This window comes from Bacillus sp. JJ722, assembly GCF_036963345.1.
In the GTDB taxonomy this organism is placed as follows: Bacteria; Bacillota; Bacilli; order Bacillales; family DSM-1321; genus Bacillus_AD.
On sequence record NZ_JBALMO010000037.1, the window covers coordinates 48,067 to 73,709 of the forward strand.

At 35.7% G+C, this 25,643-nt stretch carries 24 protein-coding genes; 4 read left to right on the forward strand and 20 right to left on the reverse strand.

What is annotated here, in order from left to right; all coding sequences use genetic code 11:
• Positions 1–68: 68 nt before the first annotated feature.
• From V7014_RS05915 to V7014_RS06000, 18 genes are all read right to left on the reverse strand, one after another.
• Positions 69–1,190, reverse strand: a complete 1,122-nt coding sequence (locus V7014_RS05915; RefSeq protein ID WP_335505142.1) for a serine hydrolase — start codon at positions 1,188–1,190, stop codon at positions 69–71.
• Between the two features lie 188 nt (positions 1,191–1,378).
• Entirely contained in the window at positions 1,379–3,043 is a 1,665-nt protein-coding gene (locus tag V7014_RS05920; RefSeq protein WP_335505144.1) for an AMP-binding protein, read from the reverse strand.
• Positions 3,044–3,194: 151 nt separating this feature from the next.
• Positions 3,195–4,805 carry an ABC1 kinase family protein gene (locus V7014_RS05925; RefSeq protein ID WP_335505145.1) on the reverse strand — a complete coding sequence of 537 codons (1,611 nt, stop codon included), beginning with the start codon at positions 4,803–4,805 and terminating at the stop codon, positions 3,195–3,197.
• 3 nt (positions 4,806–4,808) lie between these two features.
• Positions 4,809–5,114: a phasin family protein gene (locus tag V7014_RS05930; protein WP_335505146.1), complete on the reverse strand. Its 306-nt coding sequence runs from the start codon at positions 5,112–5,114 to the stop codon at positions 4,809–4,811.
• Between the two features lie 30 nt (positions 5,115–5,144).
• Positions 5,145–5,927, reverse strand: coding sequence for a serine hydrolase (locus tag V7014_RS05935; RefSeq protein ID WP_335505147.1), 783 nt, complete (start codon positions 5,925–5,927; stop codon positions 5,145–5,147).
• Complete coding sequence (locus V7014_RS05940; RefSeq protein ID WP_335505149.1) at positions 5,927–6,934, reverse strand: ABC transporter ATP-binding protein; 1,008 nt, start codon at positions 6,932–6,934, stop codon at positions 5,927–5,929. The genes V7014_RS05935 and V7014_RS05940 overlap by 1 nt, the downstream gene beginning before the upstream one ends.
• Positions 6,931–7,848 (reverse strand): C40 family peptidase, encoded by a 918-nt coding sequence (locus V7014_RS05945; RefSeq protein WP_335505151.1) that lies wholly within the window; start codon positions 7,846–7,848, stop codon positions 6,931–6,933. The genes V7014_RS05940 and V7014_RS05945 overlap by 4 nt, the downstream gene beginning before the upstream one ends.
• Positions 7,849–7,864: 16 nt before the next feature.
• The gene (locus tag V7014_RS05950; protein ID WP_335505153.1) at positions 7,865–8,944 is read right to left on the reverse strand and encodes a mandelate racemase/muconate lactonizing enzyme family protein; all 1,080 of its coding nucleotides are present in this window, start codon (positions 8,942–8,944) and stop codon (positions 7,865–7,867) included.
• Between the two features lie 36 nt (positions 8,945–8,980).
• Positions 8,981–9,910 carry a S66 peptidase family protein gene (locus V7014_RS05955; RefSeq protein WP_335505154.1) on the reverse strand — a complete coding sequence of 310 codons (930 nt, stop codon included), beginning with the start codon at positions 9,908–9,910 and terminating at the stop codon, positions 8,981–8,983.
• 98 nt (positions 9,911–10,008) lie between these two features.
• Complete coding sequence (locus V7014_RS05960; RefSeq protein ID WP_335505156.1) at positions 10,009–11,634, reverse strand: peptide ABC transporter substrate-binding protein; 1,626 nt, start codon at positions 11,632–11,634, stop codon at positions 10,009–10,011.
• A 46-nt stretch (positions 11,635–11,680) separates the two neighbouring features.
• Entirely contained in the window at positions 11,681–12,661 is a 981-nt protein-coding gene (locus V7014_RS05965) for an ABC transporter ATP-binding protein (RefSeq protein ID WP_335505158.1), read from the reverse strand.
• Between the two features lie 6 nt (positions 12,662–12,667).
• Positions 12,668–13,615 (reverse strand): ABC transporter permease, encoded by a 948-nt coding sequence (locus V7014_RS05970; protein WP_335505160.1) that lies wholly within the window; start codon positions 13,613–13,615, stop codon positions 12,668–12,670.
• Positions 13,615–14,547, reverse strand: coding sequence for an ABC transporter permease (locus V7014_RS05975; RefSeq protein ID WP_335505162.1), 933 nt, complete (start codon positions 14,545–14,547; stop codon positions 13,615–13,617). The genes V7014_RS05970 and V7014_RS05975 overlap by 1 nt, the downstream gene beginning before the upstream one ends.
• A gap of 12 nt (positions 14,548–14,559) precedes the next feature.
• Positions 14,560–15,384, reverse strand: a complete 825-nt coding sequence (locus tag V7014_RS05980; RefSeq protein WP_335505165.1) for a M55 family metallopeptidase — start codon at positions 15,382–15,384, stop codon at positions 14,560–14,562.
• Between the two features lie 454 nt (positions 15,385–15,838).
• Positions 15,839–16,540: a response regulator transcription factor gene (locus V7014_RS05985; RefSeq protein ID WP_335505166.1), complete on the reverse strand. Its 702-nt coding sequence runs from the start codon at positions 16,538–16,540 to the stop codon at positions 15,839–15,841.
• Positions 16,541–17,109: 569 nt separating this feature from the next.
• Positions 17,110–18,588, reverse strand: coding sequence for a D-alanyl-D-alanine carboxypeptidase/D-alanyl-D-alanine endopeptidase (gene dacB, locus V7014_RS05990; protein WP_438824874.1), 1,479 nt, complete (start codon positions 18,586–18,588; stop codon positions 17,110–17,112).
• A gap of 145 nt (positions 18,589–18,733) precedes the next feature.
• Positions 18,734–19,507: a nucleotidyltransferase domain-containing protein gene (locus V7014_RS05995; RefSeq protein WP_335505171.1), complete on the reverse strand. Its 774-nt coding sequence runs from the start codon at positions 19,505–19,507 to the stop codon at positions 18,734–18,736.
• A 310-nt stretch (positions 19,508–19,817) separates the two neighbouring features.
• Positions 19,818–20,306, reverse strand: coding sequence for a DUF1572 family protein (locus tag V7014_RS06000; RefSeq protein ID WP_335505173.1), 489 nt, complete (start codon positions 20,304–20,306; stop codon positions 19,818–19,820).
• Positions 20,307–20,454: 148 nt separating this feature from the next.
• Between V7014_RS06000 and V7014_RS06005 the strand changes: the two genes are divergently transcribed.
• Together V7014_RS06005 and V7014_RS06010 are read left to right on the forward strand one after the other, a co-directional pair.
• Positions 20,455–20,850, forward strand: a complete 396-nt coding sequence (locus V7014_RS06005; RefSeq protein WP_335505174.1) for a GntR family transcriptional regulator — start codon at positions 20,455–20,457, stop codon at positions 20,848–20,850.
• A complete protein-coding gene (locus V7014_RS06010; protein ID WP_335505176.1) occupies positions 20,847–21,965 on the forward strand; it encodes a DUF1648 domain-containing protein in 1,119 nt (372 codons plus the stop codon). The genes V7014_RS06005 and V7014_RS06010 overlap by 4 nt, the downstream gene beginning before the upstream one ends.
• A gap of 63 nt (positions 21,966–22,028) precedes the next feature.
• On the opposite strand, the gene V7014_RS06015 is transcribed toward V7014_RS06010, so the two are convergent.
• Positions 22,029–22,628 (reverse strand): nitroreductase family protein, encoded by a 600-nt coding sequence (locus V7014_RS06015; RefSeq protein ID WP_335505178.1) that lies wholly within the window; start codon positions 22,626–22,628, stop codon positions 22,029–22,031.
• Between the two features lie 31 nt (positions 22,629–22,659).
• A complete protein-coding gene (locus V7014_RS06020) occupies positions 22,660–23,502 on the reverse strand; it encodes a VOC family protein (RefSeq protein WP_335505180.1) in 843 nt (280 codons plus the stop codon).
• A 156-nt stretch (positions 23,503–23,658) separates the two neighbouring features.
• Here V7014_RS06020 and V7014_RS06025 point away from each other — a divergent pair, with 156 nt between their 5' ends.
• On the forward strand, positions 23,659–23,979 hold the full coding sequence (locus V7014_RS06025) for a winged helix-turn-helix transcriptional regulator (RefSeq protein ID WP_335505182.1): 321 nt from the start codon (positions 23,659–23,661) through the stop codon (positions 23,977–23,979).
• Between the two features lie 222 nt (positions 23,980–24,201).
• Positions 24,202–25,455, forward strand: coding sequence for a VanW family protein (locus tag V7014_RS06030; RefSeq protein ID WP_335505184.1), 1,254 nt, complete (start codon positions 24,202–24,204; stop codon positions 25,453–25,455).
• Positions 25,456–25,643 lie beyond the last annotated feature (188 nt).

Below are 25,643 nucleotides of genomic sequence, written 5' to 3' on the forward strand. Positions count from 1 at the left end.
GGAGTCTTAGCGCCAGTTAGAACGGGATAAATTGATGTATACATGATGATTCATCTTATTAAGCATCCTTATTTCAATGATTTTACCTTGTCACGAAACTCTGCTTCATTTACTATTTTTACAAAAAAATCGTTTAAATGCTTACTTAACTTATTAAATTCTTTCGTTTCCAACTCATTGAAGAAAACAGCTAATTCAGTTGTATTCTTCTTTTTATCCTCCACATAGATAGCCATGTTTAATACACTTGCAAATGAGCCGCCTTTCATCCCTACATGGTTGTATGCCTTTTGATTTCCTTCATTTTGCATTGGTGTTTCCAAGATTGTTTCAAGGTGTTGTTGAACATTCTTTGGGAAATAACTTCTACTATTAATTTTTTGTAACACAGTTGCATAGTCTTTAGTCGTAGATTTAACGGAGTGATCCACAAACAATCGATCAAAGTCTTCATCATACCAATCAACAATATTGACTTCTTTCTTGTATGAGCTATTTTCATCATTTTTCATTTTTTCATGAATATCTTTAGTTAATGAATGATATTGATTTGCCTGTATAGAAGATAGTTCCTTTTTTGCTTTAGCTATTTTATCTTCATTAGATATGTTACCGTATGTACGCATTAACTCATAAGGAATATACAGGTCTGCACTTATATAAGTTAGTGGCTCATGTTTTGATAAACCAAGTTTGTTAATTTGGTTATTAATTGCTTCTAACCCTAGACGATCCATTAAATACTCAGTATTTGCATTACTGCTAAATTCCATCATTCCTTTAGCTACTTCTTCAAGTGATACCGCACCATCTTGAACTATCTTCTTTTCTTTCACACTTTCAATCCACGACGGATGTGCTCCACCATCTAAATCTTCTAAATAATAACGCTCTAGCTCAGACAATTTCACATATTCATCTGATTTGATAGTTCCGTTAGCAACTTGTTCAGCATACTCAATCGCCACAAGGATTTTTACTACACTCGCTAGTGACATTTTTCGTTCACTATTAAAAGCCACTAACTCTTCATTATTATAAATAACAGATAATGACGCTTTATCAGGATTTTCCTCAATAAATGATAAAATTTTTTCACCGTTCGGTTTATTAGAATATAATGCTATGAAACTACCAATTGCAACCACTGCTAATACCACCCCACCAATGTTTATAATCTTTTTCTTCATAACTTCCTCCATAACAGTTTTAATACAATTATTCCACTTTTATCCTAAAATTTCTACCAATAACATCGTGACCAGCTGGTTTCGAAAGGTTTCATAAAGTGATTTAGAATATAGAGACCATAAAGAGCTAGGAGTAAACTTAAACATTACTCCTAGCTCTTTTACTATAACTCTTCGATTTCTCGAGATTAAACCTTTAGACTTCTCCATTCGGGAAGTTCTATGTTTCGATCCCAGCCATGATTGCTGTTTTTCTTTTCATTCTCCTTTAACTTAATTTTCTGAATTCTTTCTGTAGGAGTCTTAGGAAAGTCATCAATTACTTCAAAAAATCTTGGAATTTTATAGTAAGCCATTTTCTTAGCACAAAGCTTGACAATTTCTTTAAAATCCACATCATTATATCCATCAGTTAATTTAATTATCATTTTAATTTCCTCATCTTTAAATGGATCTTCCACCGGTATAGCAGCACATTCGGATACTGCGGGATGACTATTGACTACAGCTTCTACTTCAAAAGCCGATACATTTTCTCCTCCTACCCTAATCATGAATTTATTTCGATCGACAAAGTAGTAATACCCCTCTTCATCTACACGAAACACATCTCCCGTACGGAACCATCCTTCATCATCAAACGCTTCCTTTTCTGCTTCAGGAGAATTCCAATAACCTTTAGTCAAAAAACCTTTTCCCTTTTGTAATAATTCTCCAATACCAACTTTGACTTCATCGCCTTGGTTATCTACTAATTTCACTTGTCTTCCTAAGTCATTAAAGAGTGGTTTACCTAATGAACCAACCTTTCTCTTTTCCTTTTCTGGATGACCATTTTGAAATGGAACAGGAGCCTCAGTCATGGAATAACCTTCATATACTTCCACTTTGAATTTTTCTTCAAATCGTTTCCAAAGAGCTGGAGGAGTACCACCAACCCTAACAAATTTTGCAGGATGATTCGGAACATCTTCTGGTGCGTATGTTGCATCCAAAATTTGCATCATGCCTCCGACACAAATAAAGGAATCAGCTTGATACTTTATAATATCCTTAAAGAAATTACGAGCGCTGAACTTATCCCCCATTACGTAGGTAGCACCGAGGCATCTACTACCTAAAGTTGAATAAAGTTGAGCATTTGCATGAAACAAAGGAAGACAATTATATGATCTTAATTTACGTTTCCCAGTTACCCCACCGCTTAAAGATGCCAGTATAGCCGTTTTATTACTTGTAATTGCTCCTTTTGGCAATCCTGTTGTTCCTGAAGTAAACATAATACTAAACGGATCAGATTCATCAATATATATATTTGGATTTGTGTCTTTTGCTGTTTTCATTAAGTTCGTAAGAGAGTGAATCTCTACTGAAGCTTCATGCCTTTGTTTAACATCACCAGCAACAATAATGTGCTTCAAGAACGTAGACTTAGTAGAAACATTTTCTAAAATCTTAACAGAATTATCATCTTGATCCGAAATAATTGCCGTGATCTCAGCCTTATTTACCATATATGATATTTCCGCTTCACGGAAAATTGGGTTAATTGGTACCTCAATTAATCCTAGTTTTGCAACAGCAAACAGTGTAAAAACATATTCTGGTTTATTCGTCATATAAATTCCTATTCGGTCACCTTTACGAAGTCCTAAGCTTGCTAAAGAATAGGCAATTTTATTGGCGATGAGATTAGATTCTTCGTAGGTATATTCTTTCCCTGTCGGAGCATAAATCAAATAAATTTCATCACCAAGGTTCGCTGATTTTTCGACAATATCCTTAACAGTCCAAAGATCTTTTATTTCTGGTAAGAGTTTTTTGCTAATATTTTCATAACTATTCCATGTCATACTGCTAGCACTTCCTCTCCAATTAAGAATCTCATAAATTGACATACTTATCTTCTATCAGTTAATAATCTATTCGTAATGTAATATTTCTATAAAAAGTTTTAGAACTCCTTCAAAATAAAATAAGCGATTCTTGTAATTCAAGAATCGCTTATTTTTGCCTCCGACTATTTCTTATAATATTAAATAGTAACCATCCGCTTAAGATGCAAGAGCCGAAGAATCCAACAATACCAAATAGAGGAATATCCAATACTTGCGGCTTCATATTTGTCGTACTAATTAAACTTGAACCAATTAGGAGAGCAGCACTTATAATACATATAATTAGTTTATCTACCATCTTACCTATTTGTTTAATTGGCTCTTCTGCTCCTGTTACATCTAAATTAACTTTTGTTTGCCCCTTAACCGCCATCTTCACTAAATCAGATAAGTTGCTTGGTAATTCCATAACTTTACGAGCACTTTGTGTCAATAATTTCCCTGATTGTTCCAGCTCTTTCGTTACATCAAAATCTTGAAACATTTCTTCTGACATATGATTGGAGATAATTTGAATGAAATTAACATCAGGACAACAAGCTTCTAATACACCTTCAATGGTCATAACACCGCGCCCCAGCATGGTTATACTTGCTGGAATAGCGATACTGTGGCGATTACACAGATCAATGATTTCTTGTACCAATTCTCCTAAATTCATACTTCCCAAATCCATACTTCCATATCGCGACTGTAATTCCTCAAGATCCGTGTATAACAATGGGTGGTTAACGTTTCTTTTTACTTTTCCTAATGATAAAATGGCGCTTTTCAATTCATAAATATCCCCGTTAACAATTGCAAAGACTATATTTTTTATATTCATTCGGTCACGATGATTCAGTTTACCAACCATCCCTAAATCCAACCAAACAATTTTACCGTCGCGTATCCAAATGTTTCCTGGATGAGGATCAGCATGGAAAAACCCATCGTCGATTACTTGCTTTACATAGTTCTTAGCAAGCTTCATACCTATTTCGTGCATATCATAGCCTTGCTCCAAAAGCTCTGAAACTTGATCGATTTGAATACCGTCTATATACTCCATCACCAAGATTTTGGATGTTGTTAAACGACTTTCTATTTTTGGAAAAGCAATGTATTCTATACCCATATTAAGTTCAGTTAACTCTTTACAATTGCCCGCTTCTAGCAGAAAATCCATTTCTTGCTGTGAAACAACCCATAATTCTTCTATAATCTTGTTAAAATCAATAACATCTGAAGGACCTTCGATTATTTGTAAAAGTTTAGCTGCTTTTCGCATTAAAACGATGTCTTGTGCCATTATTTCTTTAATTCCAGGACGTTGAACTTTTGCTACTGCTTTTTGACCATTTTTCAATGTAACAATATGTACTTGGGCAATGCTTGCAGAACCAAGAGGTTTTTCCTCAATGATCGGAAAAACCTCTTTAATAGGAACACCATATTCTTGCTCAATTAAAGCTACTACTTCAGAAAATTCAATTGCCTTTACATCTGCTCGCAATTTAACCAATTCATCGCAGTAACTTTGAGGCAACATGTCTGACCGCATGCTCATTACTTGACCCATTTTCACATACGTCGGACCTAAATCTTCGACGATTAAACGCAACTTCTCAGGTGTCATACCATGAATAACTTCATGCTTTCTTAGCACCCCAACAATCTCTCTTAGCCGAACCTTGCTATTTTCTTTGCGCTTAGGATTGTTTTGTTGCTTCTTCATACTTTATTTCTCCATTTCAGCCAGTTTTGATTTAATAGCCGCAATTTCCTCCTCACTTAAATCATCTAATTGATTAATAAGAGAATTCACTTTTACTTTTTGAGGAGATGATGCTGAATTTATTTTATCTTTTTTTATTGAGTCTTTCATATTTCTCTTTAGCTCTTCATTTAACACTTTACCTTGTTCTACTGTAATTTCACCTTTAGTAATAAGTGTTTGTACAAAATCTTGTGATTTTTCTACTGTTGTAGCAACTGCACCAATTCCTGCTAGTAATACTTTTTTCATTTCATCGTTAAAGCTCATCTTTATAAGCCTCCTTCAATCGCTGACTTACTATAGAGAAAATAAATACTCGCTAATTGTTCGGCCGACAAATCTAATGAATTGTTGTCCATCTTGCTGATGTTCTAATTCACTACATAGAATGACTGCATACATCGTATGTTCACCATACTTAATGATACCACAATCATGCTCCACTCTTGGTAATTCTCCTGTCTTATTACCGATCCAAAACATGCTTTCATCCATATAATAAGGAAGTTTGTCACGAAATTGTTGCTTTTCTAGCATTCCATGAATCAATCTTTGACTTTCCTTACCTAGTATTGAAGCTTCATTGATTATATGTAAACATTTATGCAAGTCTTCTGCACTTATTAAATTGTCCATACCGCTTTTCATACTTTCAAAATCCATCATTTTTCTTTGGACAGAAGTTGAGTAAAGCCCTATTTTTTGATAACCATATTTAATTCTATCAAAACCTAAGGTGTCCATTACTAAATTTGTAGCCATATTGTCTGAGACAATAATCATTAAAGTTAATAAATCTCTTAAGCTTAATGATGTAACCTCAAGCGATTGTAGTACACCTGCTCCACCCACAAGATCATTTTTAGAAATCGGAATCATCATCCCTAGATGTAGATGACCTTCTTCACATTGTCTAAACGCCTCAATTAACAACGGTATTTTAATTGTGCTAGCTGAAGAAGTAATTACTGAACTATTGTGCTCAATCTTGCTACCGTCATGACTAATAACATACGCAAAGTTTCCTTTATACTGCAGCAATTGTTGTTGTAGTGTTTCATGCATTTGTTGTAATTTCATTAGCGAATCTTCACTTTCATTTGTGATGAATGTTCCACATTTAACTCGTCATTATATAAATGACACTTAACAATGTGATTCTCCCTTATTTCCTGCCATTTTGGAGTTACTTCAGCACAAGTCTCCATTGCATACTGACAACGTGTTCGGAATACACAACCACTAGGTGGATTCATTGGGCTTGGCAGTTCTCCTTCTAGAATAATTCTTTCTCTTTGATCTTCGATATCAGGATCAGGTATTGGAATAGCCGAAAGGAGCGCTTGCGTATATGGATGCAATGGTTTCTCGTATAGCTGACTACTATCAGTTACCTCAACTAGATGTCCTAAATACATTACGCCAATTCGATCGCTAATTTGCTTAACCATCGAAAGGTCATGGGCAATAAATAAATACGTAAGGCCTTTTTCAACTTGAAGTTTCTTTAACAAATTAACTACTTGTGCTTGTACCGACACATCAAGTGCTGATATTGGTTCGTCTGCAATAATGAATTCAGGGTCTAGCGCTAAAGCTCGTGCAATCCCAATTCGTTGTCTTTGCCCACCGCTGAACTCATGTGGATAACGACTGGCATGATCGCGACTTAACCCTACATCCTCCAACAATTGATTTACACGTTCTAATCGTGCTTGCTTCGTTGGATAGAGTTGATGAACTTCCATCGGTTGCGAAATGATTTCCGCAACCGTTAGTCTTGGATTTAACGATGCATAAGGATCTTGAAATATCATCTGCATTTTTCTATGAAATACAAAACGCTCTTTGCTCTTCATTTTATGAATGTTTTGATTATTATAAATCGCTTCTCCCTCTGTCACGTCGTATAGCCCCATAATAGTTCGAACTAATGTAGATTTTCCACAACCTGATTCACCTACAATACCAAATGTTTCACCTTTATAAATGTGTAAACTAACATCATCAACAGCCTTTAATGTGGCGCCACCACCCATATCAAAGTATTTTTTCAAATGATTGATTTTCAATAATACTTCTTTCATGTTGTTTCCTCCGTACTATATCTTCGTGCGGCACAAAGCTCTTTCTCATACAATGTGCCTTCAAGCTTGATAATTTCAATTGTTTTACCCGTTTTTGGAGAATGAAGCATACGACCATCACCATAATAGAATCCAACATGGTGTATAGAACCCTTTCCTTCTTCATACGCAAAAAACAATAAATCCCCTGCTCTCAATTCCGTTAAACGCACTTCTTTTCCCGAAGTGGCTTGATCATGGGCGTCCCGGGGAATCGTATAACCGTTTGCTCTACACATATTGTAAATAAATCCGGAACAATCATAGCCAAAGCTACTCATACCGCCCCATAAGTATGGAAGATCTAGAAACGCCTCCCCACTTTGAATAAAATCAGCATTACTCCCATTTACATTTGGATGAAAAATGGAAACGTCTTGTGCAGAGATAATACCAAGTCCAGTTGGAGTGTAAACAATAAAACGATCACCCTCATTTAACTTTACTGGTAAAATTGTTGCAAAACTAAGTTCAACTTCACTTTGATCTTCTGACTTTTTCATGAATGCAGAATGACTTGTTACCATTACCATTTGCTCAAATATCTTTTGTTCACAGGATTGCGCTGGCACAAGTTGACAAAGCGGAATCCAACCTGGATATCCTTGCGAATGCTTAGAAGAAGGTTGACCGGGAATGATTACTGATGCCCATTCTTCAATTTTCTCTATAACTATTACTTCTTCACCATACAACACTTGCGTTTGAACGCGATTGCTATCACATAAATCTAGCAACGTATCATAATGCAATGAATCGATCCATGCTTTCAAATTGCAATTGCTAGATATGGCTATTGTATCTATTTCCCTCGGACTAGCAGGTGACGTCCATACTGTCGCAACAGGTACGTTAACAACATATTTTTCATTCATGCAACTCACTCCTTCACTATTGAACGAATCCCGTTACACCTAAACCTGATTGTGCAGAAAAAGTTATTTTTCTTCCTTCATAACAAACGCCACCTTGAATCGGATCTTGTGCCAATAATAGTGGTGCATCAAAATCAAAGCGCGTTATATTTCTTTGGCTAGCTGCAAAGTGAGCAGCGGCCGATATAGCAAGACGGGTTTCAATCATACTGCCAACCATACATTCCACACCGCAAAGCTCCGCCATTCGATTAATCAGTAACGCTTTATAAATACCGCCTGATTTCATCAATTTAATATTGATTAAGTCCGCGCTTCGTGTTCTTAGCACTTCAAAAGCATCTTTCGCTGTAAAAACACTTTCATCTGCCATAATTAATGTATCAACGGAATCCGTAACAGCTTTCAACCCTCGAATATCCTCTTTATGAACAGGCTGTTCAATTAGTTCTATACCTAATTGCAGATCCTCCATCTTTCGAATTATAGATATGGCTTCTTTCACTGACCACCCTTGATTAGCATCAAGGCGTAACTTAATGTCATCTCCTACCGCCTGGCGAATGGCTTTAATACGTTTTAAATCTGTTGCCACATCATCTTTACCGACTTTTACTTTCAATACATTAAAACCTTCTGCCACATAACGTTTCGCGTCTTCCCCCATTTCTTCAGGGTCATTTACACTGACTGTGAAATCTGTTTCAATTTCATCTTGATTGCCACCTAAATATTGATAGAGTGGCAAGCCGCTATACTGTGCCAAACAATCATATAAGGCCATATCTAAAGCGCCTTTTACACTACTATTCCCGACTAAAGTTGCATGCAAATCTTGAAATAGAGCTTCATATTGTAATAGATTTTTTCCAACTATAAAAGGTTTATAAATAGTTTCAATAGCTCCTTTAATACTCGCTAAACTATCTCCTGTGATTACGTGGGTAGGAGGTGCTTCCCCCCAACCTACTATGCCGTTATCACAGCTGATTTTCACCACAATACTTTCGGCTGTCACAACTGTACGAAGCGCCGTTTTAAATGGTTTTATTAAAGGTACGGATAATGGAAATGTTTCAATATCTCTTATGATCATTGTGAGCCTCCGTAAATATTAAACTTGCACTGGCCTTTAATATGTGCAAACGCCACTTTCTATTGTTAATTGTTTATGTTCCGTACATAATTTAGCTCTTGTGCCTAAAGGAATTCCAACATGTGGAGAGCAATGCCCCATCTTCAACCCTTTCAATGTTGGTTTCTTTACTAAGGCGATATAATACTGCAAAACTTCTTCTAATGTTAAAGTTTGTACTCTGTTTCCTGGTACACAATTATGAAAATCGCCTACTACAAACCCCGTAATATTTGTTAACTTACCAGCCATATACAATTGATTTAACATCCGATCAATGTTCCGTGGCTCCTCATTAACATCTTCAATAAAGAGGATTTTATCTGTTGTATCAATTTCAAAAGATGTACCTAAAGTGCTTACTAATAAACATAAATTTCCTCCTACTAGCTCACCTGTCGCTATACCTTCAATTGGCGTTTCAATCGGTGAAATACTTTCATCGTAAGTTAAATTATTCATATGAAACAACTGTTGAAAGAATCGTGATGATACCTCTTGAAAATCTGCTTTACCAATATCCGATGCTAGCATGGGCCCATGAAAAGTTACTAATTGACTACACTGACGTATCGCCGTATGCAAAAAAGTTAGATCGCTATATCCCCAGAAAATCTTTGGATTGTTTCGAATCAAATCATAATCAATTTTAGAAGCAATGCGTCCTGTACCGTAGCCTCCACCTGCACTTACGATGGCCTTTACTTCACAATTCGCAAACATGTTATGAAAGTCTGCTAATCTGTCATCATCACTACCGGCTAAGTAACCATACTCTTTATAAACATGTTCTCCGACTTTTACTTGCAACCCTAAACTTTCTAGATAAGCAATACCACGTTGTAAATTTTCTTGATTCGGTGGACTTGCTGGGGCAATCACGCCTACAACATCACCTTTGTTTAACATAGGTGGTTTTATTAACATCAGGATACCTCCTCGTTTTGCATTTACTCAAATGTATGATAATAAGGGATGTTCATATGTTACGAACATCCCTTATTAATAGAAAAGCGAAAACTAAATTACTTCTTATCAGCCCACTTCAATTCTAAGTAACCTACAGGATGATACAGGATACCTGTTACTCCATCCGCTAAAATGTACGGTAAGTTATAGAAGTTGATTGGAATGATTGGTGCTTCATCCATTAGGATTTTTTCTGCTTCATAAAGCATTGCGAAACGCTTAGCTTCATCGCCTTCAAGTTTAGCTTTCTTGATTAATTCATCATATTTTGGGTTGGTCCAACCAGTACGGTTCATAGAATGTCCTGTTTGGAAGCTTTCAAGTGCATTTACTGGATCAGCATAATCCATTAAGAATGAGCTTCGAGAGAATTGAAACTTCAATGCTTTTTGTTGCTCAGCGAATACATTGAATTCCATATTTGCTAATTTCACATCAACGCCTAGGTTTTGCTTTAGCATCTGTTGAACAGTTTCAGCATATTTTTGATGAACTGGGCTTGTGCTATACGTTAGGGTTACAGGTGGAAGTGTTTTGTATCCTTCTTCTTCCATGCCTTTCTTCAATAATTTCTTCGCTTCTTCAATATCTGTTTTTAATAAATCGCCATTTGTTTCACGGAAATCCTTGCCGCTATTATCTTGTAATCCGTAAGAAACGAATCCATAAGCTGGTTTTTCTTTATTTTTAGATACAAAGTCAACAATTTCTTGTTGATTAATCGCCATAGCGAAAGCTTTACGGATATTTTTATTTTGGAATGGCTCTTGGTTTACATTTAAACGATAGAAGTATAAGCCACCTTGTTCATCTACTTGTACTTTGCCTTCTTTATATAATTGATCAGCTAACTCTGCAGGAACATCTGTTTTATCTAACTCACCGTTTTGGAACATTTGATATTCTGTGTTTTTATCATTTACAATTGCCCAGTTAACTTCATCGAGTTTAACTGTATCTGCATCCCAATACTGCTTATTCTTTTCATATTTGAAATGGCTAGCTTTATCCCATTCAGTCAGAACGAAAGGTCCGTTTGAAACGAAGGTTTCAGCTGAGTTAAACCATTCCGAATTTGCTTTATCTACTTTCTCATTTACCGGGAAGAAAGCTGGATTTGTAATGACAGATAAGAAATAAGCTTGCGGTTGGACTAATGTCACTTCAAGTGTTTTTTCATCTACTGCTTTTACCGCAACATCTTCAATTTTGCCTTTTCCAGCATTATATTCCTCTGCACCTTTAATGAAATAGGCTAAGAATGCAGTTGGATAAGCTGCTTTCGGATTTAACATACGCTTCCAAGCATATTCAAAGTCCCCTGCTGTAACAGGATCACCATTTGACCATTTCGTATCGCGAAGGTGGAACGTATATACTTTCCCATCTTCAGATACATCCCACTTCTCTGCAATTCCAGGTGACGGATTATGTTTCTCATCTAAACGTAATAATCCTTCCATTAAGTTATTAAGCGCATTATAAGAAATTGAGTCAAAACCTTTTGGTGGATCAAATGATGTCGGTACATCACCATTATTTAAGTTCAATACTTTCTTTGTTGTTCCCTTACTATCTCCATCTTCTTTTTTGTCTGTTGTTCCAGCTTTTTCATTTGCTGTACAAGCTGCCATTACAAACACTAACATAGCAACCATCAGTAAAGACCAAACTTTCTTCATACAAAAACCTCCTCATCCTTTTTCTCTATCTATTTGGTAATTCAAACTACCCTTTTGATCTTTCATCCATTAACCAACAATCAACATGGTGATGTTCACTAATGCTCGTCTTATTTGGTTGGATTTTTTCACAAACAATCATGGAATGTGGACATCTTGCTGCAAAAGCACAACCAACAGGTGGCGAGAACAAGTCTGGCGGCGTTCCTGGGATGGGTGTTAGTTCTTTACCAATAGTGTCAAGTCGTGGCACAGAATAAAGTAAGCCTTTCGTATATGGGTGCTGTGGTTGATAGAAAATATCTCTCCGCGTGCCTTCTTCTACGATCTTGCCACCATACATTACGACAACACGATCGGCCACGGAAGCTACAACACCTAAATCATGGGTGATTAATATAATACTTACGCTAGTACGCTTCTGAATATCTTTAAACAAATCTAAAATTTGTGCTTGAATAGTTACGTCAAGTGCGGTTGTTGGTTCATCAGCAATTAACACATGGGGCTCGCAAACAAGCGCCATTGCAATGACAATTCGCTGGCGCATCCCACCACTGAATTCATGAGGGTATTGTTTCATACGAATGTCTGGGCTTGGAATGCCAACAAGTTTCATCATCTCTAATGCTTTTTCTCGTGCTGCTTGCTTTGAAATCCCTTCATGATGACGAATTCCTTCTGTCATTTGGTCGCCAATGGTCAAAGTTGGATTCAACGCTGTCATAGGATCTTGAAAGATCATTGAAATATCCACACCGCGAATATCTCGCATTTCTTTCTCAGGTACCTTCGTTAAATCCTTATTTTTAAAGAGAATTCTTCCATGATGAATTCGACCAGGGGGAGTAGGAATTAAGCGCATAATACTTTGTGACGTAACGCTTTTTCCACACCCTGATTCACCTACAATCGCCAATGTTTCTCCTTTGTATAAATCAAAGGTTACTCCACGTACAGCTTGTACTTCCCCGCCAAATGTTTTAAAGCGAACATGCAAATCTTCTATTTGAAGAATCTTTGTCATATGTTTTTACCTCCTAAGCTTCGGATCGAGCGCATCTTGTAAGCCGTCACCTAGAACATTGAATGAAAACATCGTTAGAGATATAAATAACGCTGGGAAGAACAAGCGCCACCAGTGACCTGAAAGAATAACAGGTAATGCATCATTCGCCATTGATCCCCAACTAGCTAAGGGAGATTGAATGCCCAACCCTAAGAAGCTCAAGAAAGCTTCTGCAAAAATTGCACTTGGGACAGTTAAAGTCATTTGTACGATAATAAGTCCCATCGTATTTGGAATTAAATCTTTTCGAATTATACGACTTGTGCTTGTACCAAATGTTTTAGATGCAAGTACAAATTCATAATTTTTTATTCGGAGAACTTGGCCCCTTACAATTCGCGCCATGCCTACCCATCCGGTAAAGGTGAGTGCTAGAATAATAGTCATAAGACCCGGCCCCATCACTACCATTAATAGAATGACAACAAGTAAGTAAGGCAAACCATATAGCACTTCTACAATTCTCATCATGACTGTATCCGTTCTACCACCCTTATAACCTGCGATTCCTCCATAAATAATGCCAATCATAAAATCTATTAATGCAGCCATTATCCCTACGAATAAGGAAATTCTAGCCCCATACCATGTACGAGTAAAAACATCTCTTCCAAGATCATCCGTACCAAACCAATGTTCAGTAGATGGGGGTAGATTTTGCTGAGACAAAACTTGTTTATCTACACTATGGGGAGAAATAATTGGTCCAATAATTGCCATAAGTATTAAGGCAATTAAGAAAAACAACCCTGTCATAGCTAATTTATTTTTTCGCAATCTTCTCCATGAATCTTGCCAGTAGGATTGACTTGGTCTTACGACAGCTTCAAGTTTCTCTGAATCTTGTTTGGAGGGTTGAAACCATTCATCCGGAATTACATTAGATGGTGCTTGCTGTTGATTAGTAGCCATTATTTCCCCTCCTTTTTATGTAATTTGATACGAGGATCTAATATGCCATACGCAATATCCACTAAGAAAAGCATGATAATTAATATGCCACCATAAAACACAGTCGTTGCCATAATAACGGGATAATCTCGCGTATTAATGCTTTCAACAAAGTATTTTCCCATGCCTGGAATAGCAAATATTTTTTCAATGACAAACGTACCTGTTAAAATACTAGCTGCCAATGTCCCGAGTACCGTCACCACGGGCAATAGTGCATTCTTTAACGCATGTTTCATAACGATTTTCACTGGGGATAATCCTTTTGCTTTTGCAGTCTTAATATAGTCTTGGGTTAATACTTCGAGCATGCTAGACCGTGTTAATCGGGCAATAATTGCCATAGGACCAGTTGCTAAAGCAAGTGTCGGCAGAACCATATGAGCCGGACTTGTCCATGTAGCAGCTGGCAACCATTGAAGATTTACCGCAAATTGCTGAATAAGCAAAGTAGCTAATACAAAGTTAGGAATAGAAATACCTAACACCGCAATCGTCATAGCTAAGTAGTCGACAATGCCGTTATGCCGAAGAGCTGCGATTACACCTAGTGTGATTCCTGATATAGTTGCTACAAGTAACGTAATGAAACCTAATTCAAATGAAACAGGAAAACCTCCGCTTAACATGCTATTCACATCTTGGGTAGACTTTACAATGGATGGTCCAAAATCAAGCGTAACTAACGATTTTAAATAAAATAAATATTGCACTGGTAACGGTTCATCTAAATGATAAAAAGACATTAAATTCTTTTGAATCGCTTCACTAGTTCCACGCTCTTGGTTAAATGGTGAACCAGGGATTGCATGCATTAAGAAAAAAGTTAACGTCGCAATTAACCATAACGTAGCTATCATCGCTAGAAATCTTTTAATTATATAATTTCTCAATAGAACCACTTCCTAGCAAAAAGTTGTGTTGGTTGCTAATTCCGTCATAACAAGCATTGCTTGATATGCTTCTAGAATATCTTTCGCTTGAAAAGTCACAGATGTTGTTCCTTCGATTATTTGAGTGCCTGGCATAAGATTTGCCCATTCTGCTTGTCCATAGTTTGTGAATTCAATGGTGAGTAGTGGATTTTCTGGAGGTGTTAAAGGCTTCATATTATGGCTATTAGCTAATGCTTGAGCCGTTTGTTTCTTTAATAATTCTGCTGCTTTGGTAGGTGTGATTGAGATGCCTGAGGATCGTGATGTAGTTTCTTTCACTACTGCTGTGATGACATTAGGAATAAGAGCTTCTGCTTCTTTAGCTGCTCCATCATCACCGGCTACCATAATAACAGGAACACCGAAATGACCAGCAACATACGCATTAAAACCCAATTCACCAATCTCAACATCATTTATGTACATTCTTTTAACGGCGAACACCATCGTATGAGCCATTACTCCTCTAGCGGATGCTCTAGCATGATACCCTACGAAGATGGCTCCACCAAAAGAGGCGTCCAACCCTTGGACCATGGAGAATGGTTTTACATCCCCAGAAATCAACTTCACTTCTGGATGTAGTTCTTCAATTAATAAGTTGTTCATTTTCGAATGACTATCATTGACAATTACTTCATTACATCCTTCTTCAAATGCCGATGTAATGACAGCATTCGCTTCATTGGTCATGATTTTCCGACTGCGTTCATAGTTATGTTTATCAGAAAAAACATGAGAATAATCAACTAATCCCGTAATACCTTCCATATCAACTGACATATATAATTTCATAATATGCCCCCTTTTCCAAGAATAACTTTTTGAATATTTTTTATTTTCTAACTATTAATCTTACTACCTTATCTTAATTTAACAATATGCTTAGTTACCTTATAAAAATAATTATATGGTAGGGTAAGCGAATATTGATAACAAAGGGGTTTTTGACTGATTATTCCTCCTTCGTTCCATTAACATAATATTCATTTACATACATATTCAACTATTAATTTAATGTAGCTTATTAGTAGAATAATGTAATTGTATAATATTTCAATAAATATATCAAAAAAATTATAAGATTTCATCTTAAACCTTCTTTAACTTCAAAACTTGTATTTTATCCAATACAAATAAGCACAAATCATTATGCGACAGTTCACATAAATTTGTGCTGATATCGTGTATAGATTGTATTAGTAAATGAATGTAGTTCTCTTTTCATTGATTTCTCCTACATTACAAACTAATTTGGTTTATAGAAAAATTTATACCCGAAACCTCTTACGGTATGAAGATATTCCGATCGCTTCGGATCAGTTTCAAGTTTCTTTCGTAAATTACTTATATGTACCGCAACGGTTTTGAGCTCCGCATCTGAATCTAAGCCCCAAACTAATTCAAATAAATCCTCAGCACTGAATACTTGATCATAGTTACTGGCTAGGAAGAACAACAACTTCTTCTCCTTAACAAATAACGGTACTTCTTTTTGATTTTTAGATACTTCTTTATTCCGTAAGTCCAACCGTAATTCCCCTATATTCATGTAATCTTTTGGTTTCACTTCCTGGAGTGCTTGTTCTTTCTTTAAATGTACCTTCACTCTTGCTAGAAGTTCTTCAACATCAAAAGGCTTTGTAATATAATCATCACCGCCAACCTGAAAGCCCATTAACTTTTCTTCAATCGCACTATTTCCAGTTAGAAAGATTAGAACCCCATCCTGGTTAATTTCGCGATATTTCTTTGCCAATTCAAAACCAGTTTGTCCCGGTAAATTTACATCTAATAATATAAGATTGGGAAATTTTTTTCGAATCTGTAGCCAAGCTTCCTCCGCAGTTTCAAAAGTCTTTACATCATAACCTTCTTTTCTCAAGTAAAAGCTCAATACTTCCGACATTATAACATCATCTTCAACAATGACTATGGATGCTTGGAACATATGAAATTCCCCTTTCCCCAAAATGAACTATCAATCACTTTTTACTTATTAATAATTATATCAATAATAGTTCATATTGTTGTTAAACTTACGATAAATTCTAACTATTTTTAACCTTTACTTTATACAAACTCCTCTGAAAATAATAAAGTGAAACTTTAATCGGTGGGGGTTTTCGTCCATCCCCCACCGATTATTAGTTGAACCAATCGGGTTCTTACTGGCGCTTAATCTCCCACTTAAACGTCTTCGCTTTTACTTTCGTTTTGAAGTGGGAGTCTTAGCGCCAGTTTGAACGGGATAAAATTTTCATATCAATAATTCTTGGTATAGATGATCTTTAGGAAAATATCTCTACGCTAGGCATCTTCATAGATTTACTAGAACAAGTAGCTGATGAAGTACCCTAGAATTTCACTTAGTCATTACAAATAGTACAGCAAGATCAAAAAAAGCTATGTATCAGGAATATGAGCCGCTTTGTTTCAGAAATCCAATCCGGATTCTAAAAAAACAAAACAGCTTTGCCTACACATAGCTTTACACAACATATAATAATGAACAAACCGTTAATATTGAGCCAATGCTACTGCAATTTGATCTTCAACCTTCCTTAAATTATCTTCATTTACAGTGTTGTTGATGATAATAGAAAATGCAAGTTTAGCACCACTCTGCGTTGTTACATATCCAGATAATGACGATACAGATGTGATACTACCTGTCTTTGCAATAACTTTCCCCTCTGCTGCAGTACCTTTCATACGATTTCTTAATGTTCCACCAATCATACGATTGCTGTTTCCTGCAATAGGCAATGAATTTTTAAATGCTGGGAACCAGGTTTCATCTTGTACATTATATAAGAGACTAGTTAATTCATTTGGTGATACTAAATTGACATGAGATAAACCAGATCCGTCTCTCATTAAAATGGTATTTCCATTTACTCCAATCCCTTGTAATTGGCCTTTTACGAATTTAAGCCCTTTCTCCCAACTTCCTTCACCAGCTTTCACCTTTCCCATTTCTTTAATCAACATTTCGGCATGTGTATTATTGCTTAATTTCATAAACGGAACAGCCAATTTTGATAATGGAATCGAACGATCCGCTGCTAATACCCGTGCTTTTTGCGGAGTATTTCCTGTCGTTACTTTGCCATCTATAGTAATCCCTTGTTTTTGTAGAGCCGTTTTAAATAAGTTTAGCGCATATCCTGTTGGTTCCCATACTGCTACCCAAGATTTATCTGGTGAACTTCCTGCTGGTATCGTACCTTCTATTGTAATCTTATTATTTCCATGTTGACGTGTAATCGTAATATTTTTCTTAGCACTACTATTCACGGTTTTAACCTTATTATGTATTTGGACATAGTTTGTTTTAGGTGTTACCGATATTGAAGCCATTTCCCCTGGAGATTGTGGTTTTACATTAACCATGACAGTTCCCGCATCATAATCTTCATTTGGTGAAGCCGTTAAAGCTGAGATTCCTGCGGCGTAGTATTCTTGCTCATCACTCCAAGGTGTATCAATGGCGTATCGCTCTTTATCATACCATGTATCGTCGCCAACTAAATTCCCTTTAATTCTTGTAATACCTTTTTGTTTTAATTTCAGTGCTAATTCTTGAAAATCCTTTTCTAATAGTGTTGGATCACCCTTACCTTTTAAATAAAGATTACCTGATAACACTTTCCCTTTCTGAGAACCATCACTAAGCACTTCTGTTGAAAAAGTATACTTAGGACCTAATGTTTTCAAAGCTGTTGCAGCTGTGATGAGCTTCATATTGGAAGCTGGGCGTAAGCGGACAGATCCATTTTTCTCGTAAATAACTTTTCCATTAGTTGCATTTCGAACACTAACCCCAACCATATTTCCTTTTAGGTCACTGTTCTGTAAAATATTGTTGATCTTTCCCCCGAATGGATTAGTTTGAGCATTTGCCTCTGAGATGAATAGTTCCGTTGAATTTAACGGTACAAAAATTAGTAATAACAAGCAAAATATCACACTATACATTTTTACTTTTTTCACCAAATCTCTACCCCTCCATTTCCATTTACTACTATTTTACAGTAATTATCCATTACTTATGATGTTACAGAAAATAAAAAAGCACTTGCTATCAATATTTATAATAAGCAAGTTACTTTATGTATAAGATATAAAATTGTCATACTACTTATTGTTTCCATACATATTGCAATGTTTGACGAAATAATTGATCAAGTACTTCAGATGAAACAATATGTGATTGCTTTTGCTGTTTTAACACGGGTATCAAACGTTCGAGTTCACGTTCAATAAACGCATTTATTACTGCTATTTTCGGCTTAATTTCAGATTGACTATTGTCTCGTTTTTGTTTTAGAAGCTGACAAATAGCCTCCAATAAAGATTCGTCTTTAATGATATGTTGTACTAACTTTTCAAACTCAACTGGTGGTGCTGAATTGTTTTGTTCAATCCACATACATGCTAGTAGTGGACGAAGCACATTGAAATACTTTTTAATTTTCACTGTATGCTGCTTCAACGAATGACTATAATTAGTTTTTGCCATTTTATAATAATGATACAAGCAGGTTTCTGATTGAAAAGCGCATTCTTTTACTGCTCTTAATTGCTCCATAAATAAAACGTCTTCTCTGTAAACGATTGGAGAAGAAATCCATTCTAGCAATGAAGGGTTGGACTTTCTTAATAAATTTAACGCCTTCCTTATATCCCACCCGTTGATATCTAACATATTATTTATGGGTATCTCAATCACATCACGTTTGGCATCAATGGATAAATACCAGTCTTGCTTATGTATATAAATAAAGCGAACATCATAATCGCTATCTAAAGAATGAAAGCCCCAGCTACGGCTCCCTGACTCAACCGCAAGCAATACTTTTATGTCATAGTCTTGCTCAATTTTTTCTAAAATTTTGAGTATGCTCGTTCTCACGTTAAACTCACCTACGTTCTTTCATCAAGTACATTTCTTCAAGTGTCCGATCTCTTGCACCAAATTATAACATTGTCCATTCATTATAACTTCTTGCAAAGTCATTGTGACTTAACTTCTGCAATTGGAATCCGCAAATTATATCCGCTTCTAATTACGCTTCAACTTAACATTCAACTTTCTAAGAAGCCCGTGCCACCATGAACGGTGGCACTTCCACCAAGGCCAATATGAAGTATTGTTCAAAAACTTTCATGTAAAATGGCTCCTTTTGGGGGATTTGAATAAAGAAGTGTAAATTAAGAAATCATTATTTTTTACGCGAAATACTCAGAGAATTCCATTGATCGGAGGATATTTGTTTGGCAAGATAAACAATTTGTCCCACATGATATGAATAATGGAACATCTGCTTTTCTATTGCTTCAATTACAGTTTGAGGCTCATTATATGTGGTAACAACGCGCATTAAATCGTCCTCTTTTAAATGATCAAGGACATCAAAGAAAACTTTCCAGCCACTTTCCCAATAATGCATTACTTCATGACGACTCATAAAATGTTGAGAAAATTCACTTTCTCGATCACGATCCTTTTCACCATCTGTTGTGAAGAAATCTGTCCAACGTGAAATCATATTTCCACTCATATGTTTCACAATAATTGCAATGGTGTTTGAATCGTCATTATCACTCCAGAAAATAGCGCTATCACTTACTTGATTCATTGCTTCTTCTCCCATTTTCTTTACATGACGAAAACGTTCTTTAATCACTCGCAAATATTCTTTTTCAATCATAGCATCTACCCCTTTCATACTTTATTTTATTGCATTATTCATTTTTATTCAAAAATAATATACTATTTTCAAAATATTCGTGACCTTTTAAGCATTACTTGTTATACTATATATATAACAAGTAAAACAGAAAGCGTGATGAATAATAATGTGGATACAACTAAACTTCGAATCAGATATTCCAATCTATACACAGCTCGTACACGCTATTATGGAAGGTATTGCAACAGGTACATTAAAACCTGGTGATGAATTACCAGCCGTTCGCTCGCTTGCTAGTGATCTCGGCGTTAACATGCTGACAGTAAATAAAGCCTATCAACAACTAAAGCAACAAAATGCTATTCAAATTCATCGAAAAAAAGGTGCAATCATTCATCCCGATGGCGTCCCTAAAGCAGATGAAAGTTATCTCAACCAATTAAATACAGCCATGCGCCCCATCTTAGTAGAGGCAATCTGTCGTGGACTTTCAGTAGAAGATTTACTAGCACAAGTTCAACATGTTTATGTAGATATTCAAAAAGGAGGAAATAAAAAATGAAGACGTTTGAACTCATTGTAATTACTCTGTCCTTATTACCTACTATTATCATGCTAGCTGCAACACCTTACCTTTCAAGAAGGACAGAACAATTCGGTGTTACCATTCCCGAAACAGAATACAACCATACAGTTGTTAAGAAACTACGAAAAAAATATGCAAAGCAATCAAGCATAACGTCCATCTTTTTCTTAATCATTATGGCAATTGGTTTATCTTTCATTACCTCAAAAGAAAAAACAGGCGCCCTTATTGCTTTTTCTGCAATTGTAATAATATTCTTTCCAATACTCTTCTACTACCATTCGCACAAGCAAATGAAACATTGGCAACATAAGCAACAATGGTTCAAAGATAAGAGACAAGAACGAGTTATGATTCAAACAAACTTCCGCAATGAACAAGTAATTCAGTCAAATACATGGTTTCTCTTACCACTCGCAATTACTGTTGGAACCGTGATTATAACAATCCTTTTATATGGTGATGCCCCCTCTCAGATTCCTACTCACTTTAATTTCAAAGGTCAGGCGGATGCTTATAGTAATAAAACAGTTGGTAGAATAGCGATTTTCCCTTTTTTACAGCTATTATTAACGGCTATGTTCTATGGCATCAATCAATCAATTCGAAATGCGAAGCAACAAATCAATGCTGCAAATCCTAATAAATCATTACAACAAAATCTCCTCTTTCGACGCAGATGGTCCAGCTTTATTATTGGCACAAGTGTATTCATAGCTCTACTCTTCTTAATTGTACAATTATCAATGCTACAACTTATTACGGGGCCTATTCTCTCAATTCTTATTTATGTATCAACAGGTATTCAGTTAATATGGGCTGTTTACCTTTCGATTACAACTGGGCAAGGTGGAAGCAGAATGAATGTTTCTTCCGACGAAGATACCCCTTTTCGTAGCAGAAACGAAGATGAGTATTGGAGGGCTGGACTATTCTATATGAATCAAAATGATGCTTCAATATTTGTTGAGAAACGATTTGGAAGTGGTTGGACAGTCAATTTCGGAAATCCAATAACATGGATTATAGTGGCTGGTTTAATCTTAGTAGTCATTACTACAATTACCATATTAGTTATTGCAGGTTTTTAAAGCTACTTGAAATACAATGAAAAGACGAGAGCGATTTAGCACTCGTCTTTTTCTTAACTATTATTATTTATACACTTTCACACGATCAGCAATTGACGCGAATTCTTTTTCGCCTGCTGGTGCTACTGGTTTACCAAATGGCATTTGCGCATGTAATTGCCATGAAGCTGGAATATTCCATTCTTTCTTCACTTCATCATCAATAAGTGGTTGATAATGTTGTAGTGTCGCTCCAAATCCTTCTGCTTCAAGTCCAGCCCATACAATTAATTGAACCATACCAGAAGTTTCTGCTGAATACGTTGGGAATTTATCAGCATAAAGGCTGAAATCTGCTTGTAATTTTTCTACAACTGCTTGATCTTCGAAGAATAAAACAGTTCCATAACCTGCTGAGAACATATCCATTTTCTCTTGAGTGCTTGCAAAGTTTTCTGCAGGAACAATTTTACGTAGAGTTTCTGTTGTAATGTTCCAGAACTTGTCACTTTGTTCACCTAATAGAACTACTGCTCTAGAGCTTTGTGAGTTAAATGCAGATGGTGCATGTTTCACAGCAAACTCAACAACTTCTTGAATTCTTTCGTCAGAAACTGGTGACTCCTTGCTGATTACATAAAGTGAACGTCTGTCTTTTAAAGCACTATAAAAATCTTTTGACATGTTAATAATCTCCTTTTATATGTTTATTATTTCATAAATACATGGCAATCTTATTGCCTGAAGGATCATTTGTACGCAGAATACCGTCTTCTTCATGAAAAGCTAAACCTCTTGCTTGTAAAGCATGAATCACTTTTTGCTTATACTCTTCATTCGGTAGATCAATTGCAAATTCTTTTAGTCCTACACTATTCTCTGCCGGTACTCCTGTACCATTCCATGTGTTTATGGCAACGTGGTGGTGGTATTTTCCTGTTGAAAGAAAAAGCGCTTGACCCCCAAACTCACTAACCACCTGATACCCAAGTACATCCTTATAGAATATACTCGCTTTTTGAAGATTAGACACATGTAAATGAATATGTCCCATTACTGTATCAGCTGGCATTCCATTCCACTCTAATCCATCACCTGCAGCTAATACCCCTTCACCATCCAATGGATCAGTTGTCATCGCTACTTGTTCATTATTCCATGCCCATGTGTCAGCAGGCCGATCATAATACACTTCAATACCATTGCCATCTGGATCTGAGAAATAGAGGGCTTCGCTTACTAAATGGTCGGCAGCTCCAATTTCAAATTGGTGCTTCACTAAATAAAGAAGGAATTTTCCTAATACAGCTCGCGATGGTAATAGAATCGCAAAGTGATACAAACCTGTTGTACGAGGTTGTTTTGGAGTCACATCTTGCGGTACATTCAGCTTAATTAACGGCGTTACCCCATCAGCTGTGAGTATAGCAGTATGTTCTCCTTGTTCTAACACTTTAAATCCTAAGAAATCTTGATAGAAAAGAAGTGAATTTTTTATATCGCTTACATTTAGTGTTACATCGCGAATATATAAATTCGGCTTTGTATGGAATCCCATCTATGTTCACCCTTCTTTACTCGCAACAAGTTAGTTACTTTATGTAAGTTAGTATATATTGATAACATACAAACGTCAAGTAATTAATTTTTAAAAAGTAATATTTTTATTTTTTGTAAGAATCGGGTATAATATTCACAATAGGAGTGATGTTAAATGTATCATTCAGATTTATGTCCGAGATTCGAGAAAGCAATGGAAATCATCAGTAAACGTTGGACTGGACTAATCATATATCAATTACAAAACGGTGGTCCTCAGCGTTTTAGTGAAATTGAATCCTCTCTTCCAATTAGTGGTCGAGTATTATCAGATCGATTAAAAGATTTAGAGCAAGCAGGTCTTGTCAAACGAGATGTATATCCTGAAACACCCGTACGAATCGAGTACTCATTAACTGAAAAAGGGCAAGCTCTCAGACCAGTATTCGATAGCATCGAACGCTGGGCATACGATTGGGTACCAGTTGAAGAGTAATAGCCTAAAAAAAATCCGATTGCATATTAGCAATCGGATTTTTTTTATTATGATTTTGAATCTCGTTCATATACATATACTATTGCACTTTACATTTCTTTATAAAAAAAACACTGTCATCAAAATGAAATATTAGTAATACTATTGTAATAATTGTCGGTTATTTCTATACTTGAATTAATCGAAAAAATAATTATTTTCACGGAGGCATTATATAGAATTATGAAGAAAAAATACATTTGGATCATTGCTACTGTTTTTGCGTTGTTTGCCATTGTAGGAGCTTCTTATTCCTACGTATCATTTACAGTAAAAAAATATGATAAAGCGTTTTTTCCTAACGTTAAAATCGAAAACCATGATTTATCATCAAAAACAAAGCAAGAGGCCATTAAAGATTTAGCTAGAATTACAGATAAATATAATCAAATTAATCTTACCGTTCATGTTAAGGACAAAATTTATCAAAAGCAATTGAAAGATATCGGCGTACAATATGATCTGGATAAAACCATCGCTAAAGCCTATCAATATGGAAAAAATAAAAAACTACTAAAACAATTTTCATTAATTACTAAAGAAGATGGAAAAAATTATCCACTTACATATACTGTTGACGAAAAATTACTGAACCAATGGATAAATTCCATTGAACAAGAAATGAAGACAAAACCAACTAATGCTTCGATCACCATCAATAATGGGAATGTAAACATTACGAAAGAGAAAAAAGGTTTTGAAATTGATCAAAAACAAGTTCAGCACGACCTGTTCGAAGCACTTCAAAAAAACAATAAGAAAGATATAGCTGTAACGGCATCTATCAAAGAAATTGATGCGCCGATAACAAAAGAAAAACTTGAACCAGTTCAAAAGAAAATTGGTACGTTTACAACTAGCTATTCTGCAAATGCATATAATCGTAACACAAATATTAGATTAGCAACTGAAACAATTAATTCCTACTTATTAATGCCTGGTGAAAGCTTTAGCTTTAATGATTATGTTGGCAACACAACTGCTGATAAAGGTTATAAAGCCGCAGGTTCCTTTTTAAATGGTAAAGTAGTTGATAGTTTAGGAGGCGGTGTTTGCCAAGTAAGTACAACTTTATATAATGCTATTATTAAAGCTGGGATAACACCTGATGTTCGATATAATCATAGTATGCAAGTTGGGTATGTTCCAATCGGTCACGATGCAGCAATCGCTTATCCATATAAAGATTTAAAATTTACAAATCATTATGATAGCCCGATCTATATTGAGGGAACAGTTGGCTCTTCATCTGTTACTTTCACGATTTATGCTGCTAATGAGGCTAAGCCGGCGAACACATCATACCAATTATCAAGCTCTATCGTAAGTCATGATTCTAACGCAACGAAGAGTGTTACCTATTTAGAAACGGTAAAAAACGGTAAAGTAACAGACCGCAAACAATTATCAAGAGACAGCTACGCGGTTCAAAAATAATTAATAAAAAATGGGTTGTCCAATAAGTCCTATTTGTTATTTTTGTTTGATTGATGAGAAAGTAATTCTTTAGATTTTTAAGAAGATACATGGGTTTCATCTATACCGAAAGCGCCAAATAGAGGTATTCTAACATAATCAGCAGGTTTATATATTTCACGTAACCTACTTCGGAGAGCTAACAAAGC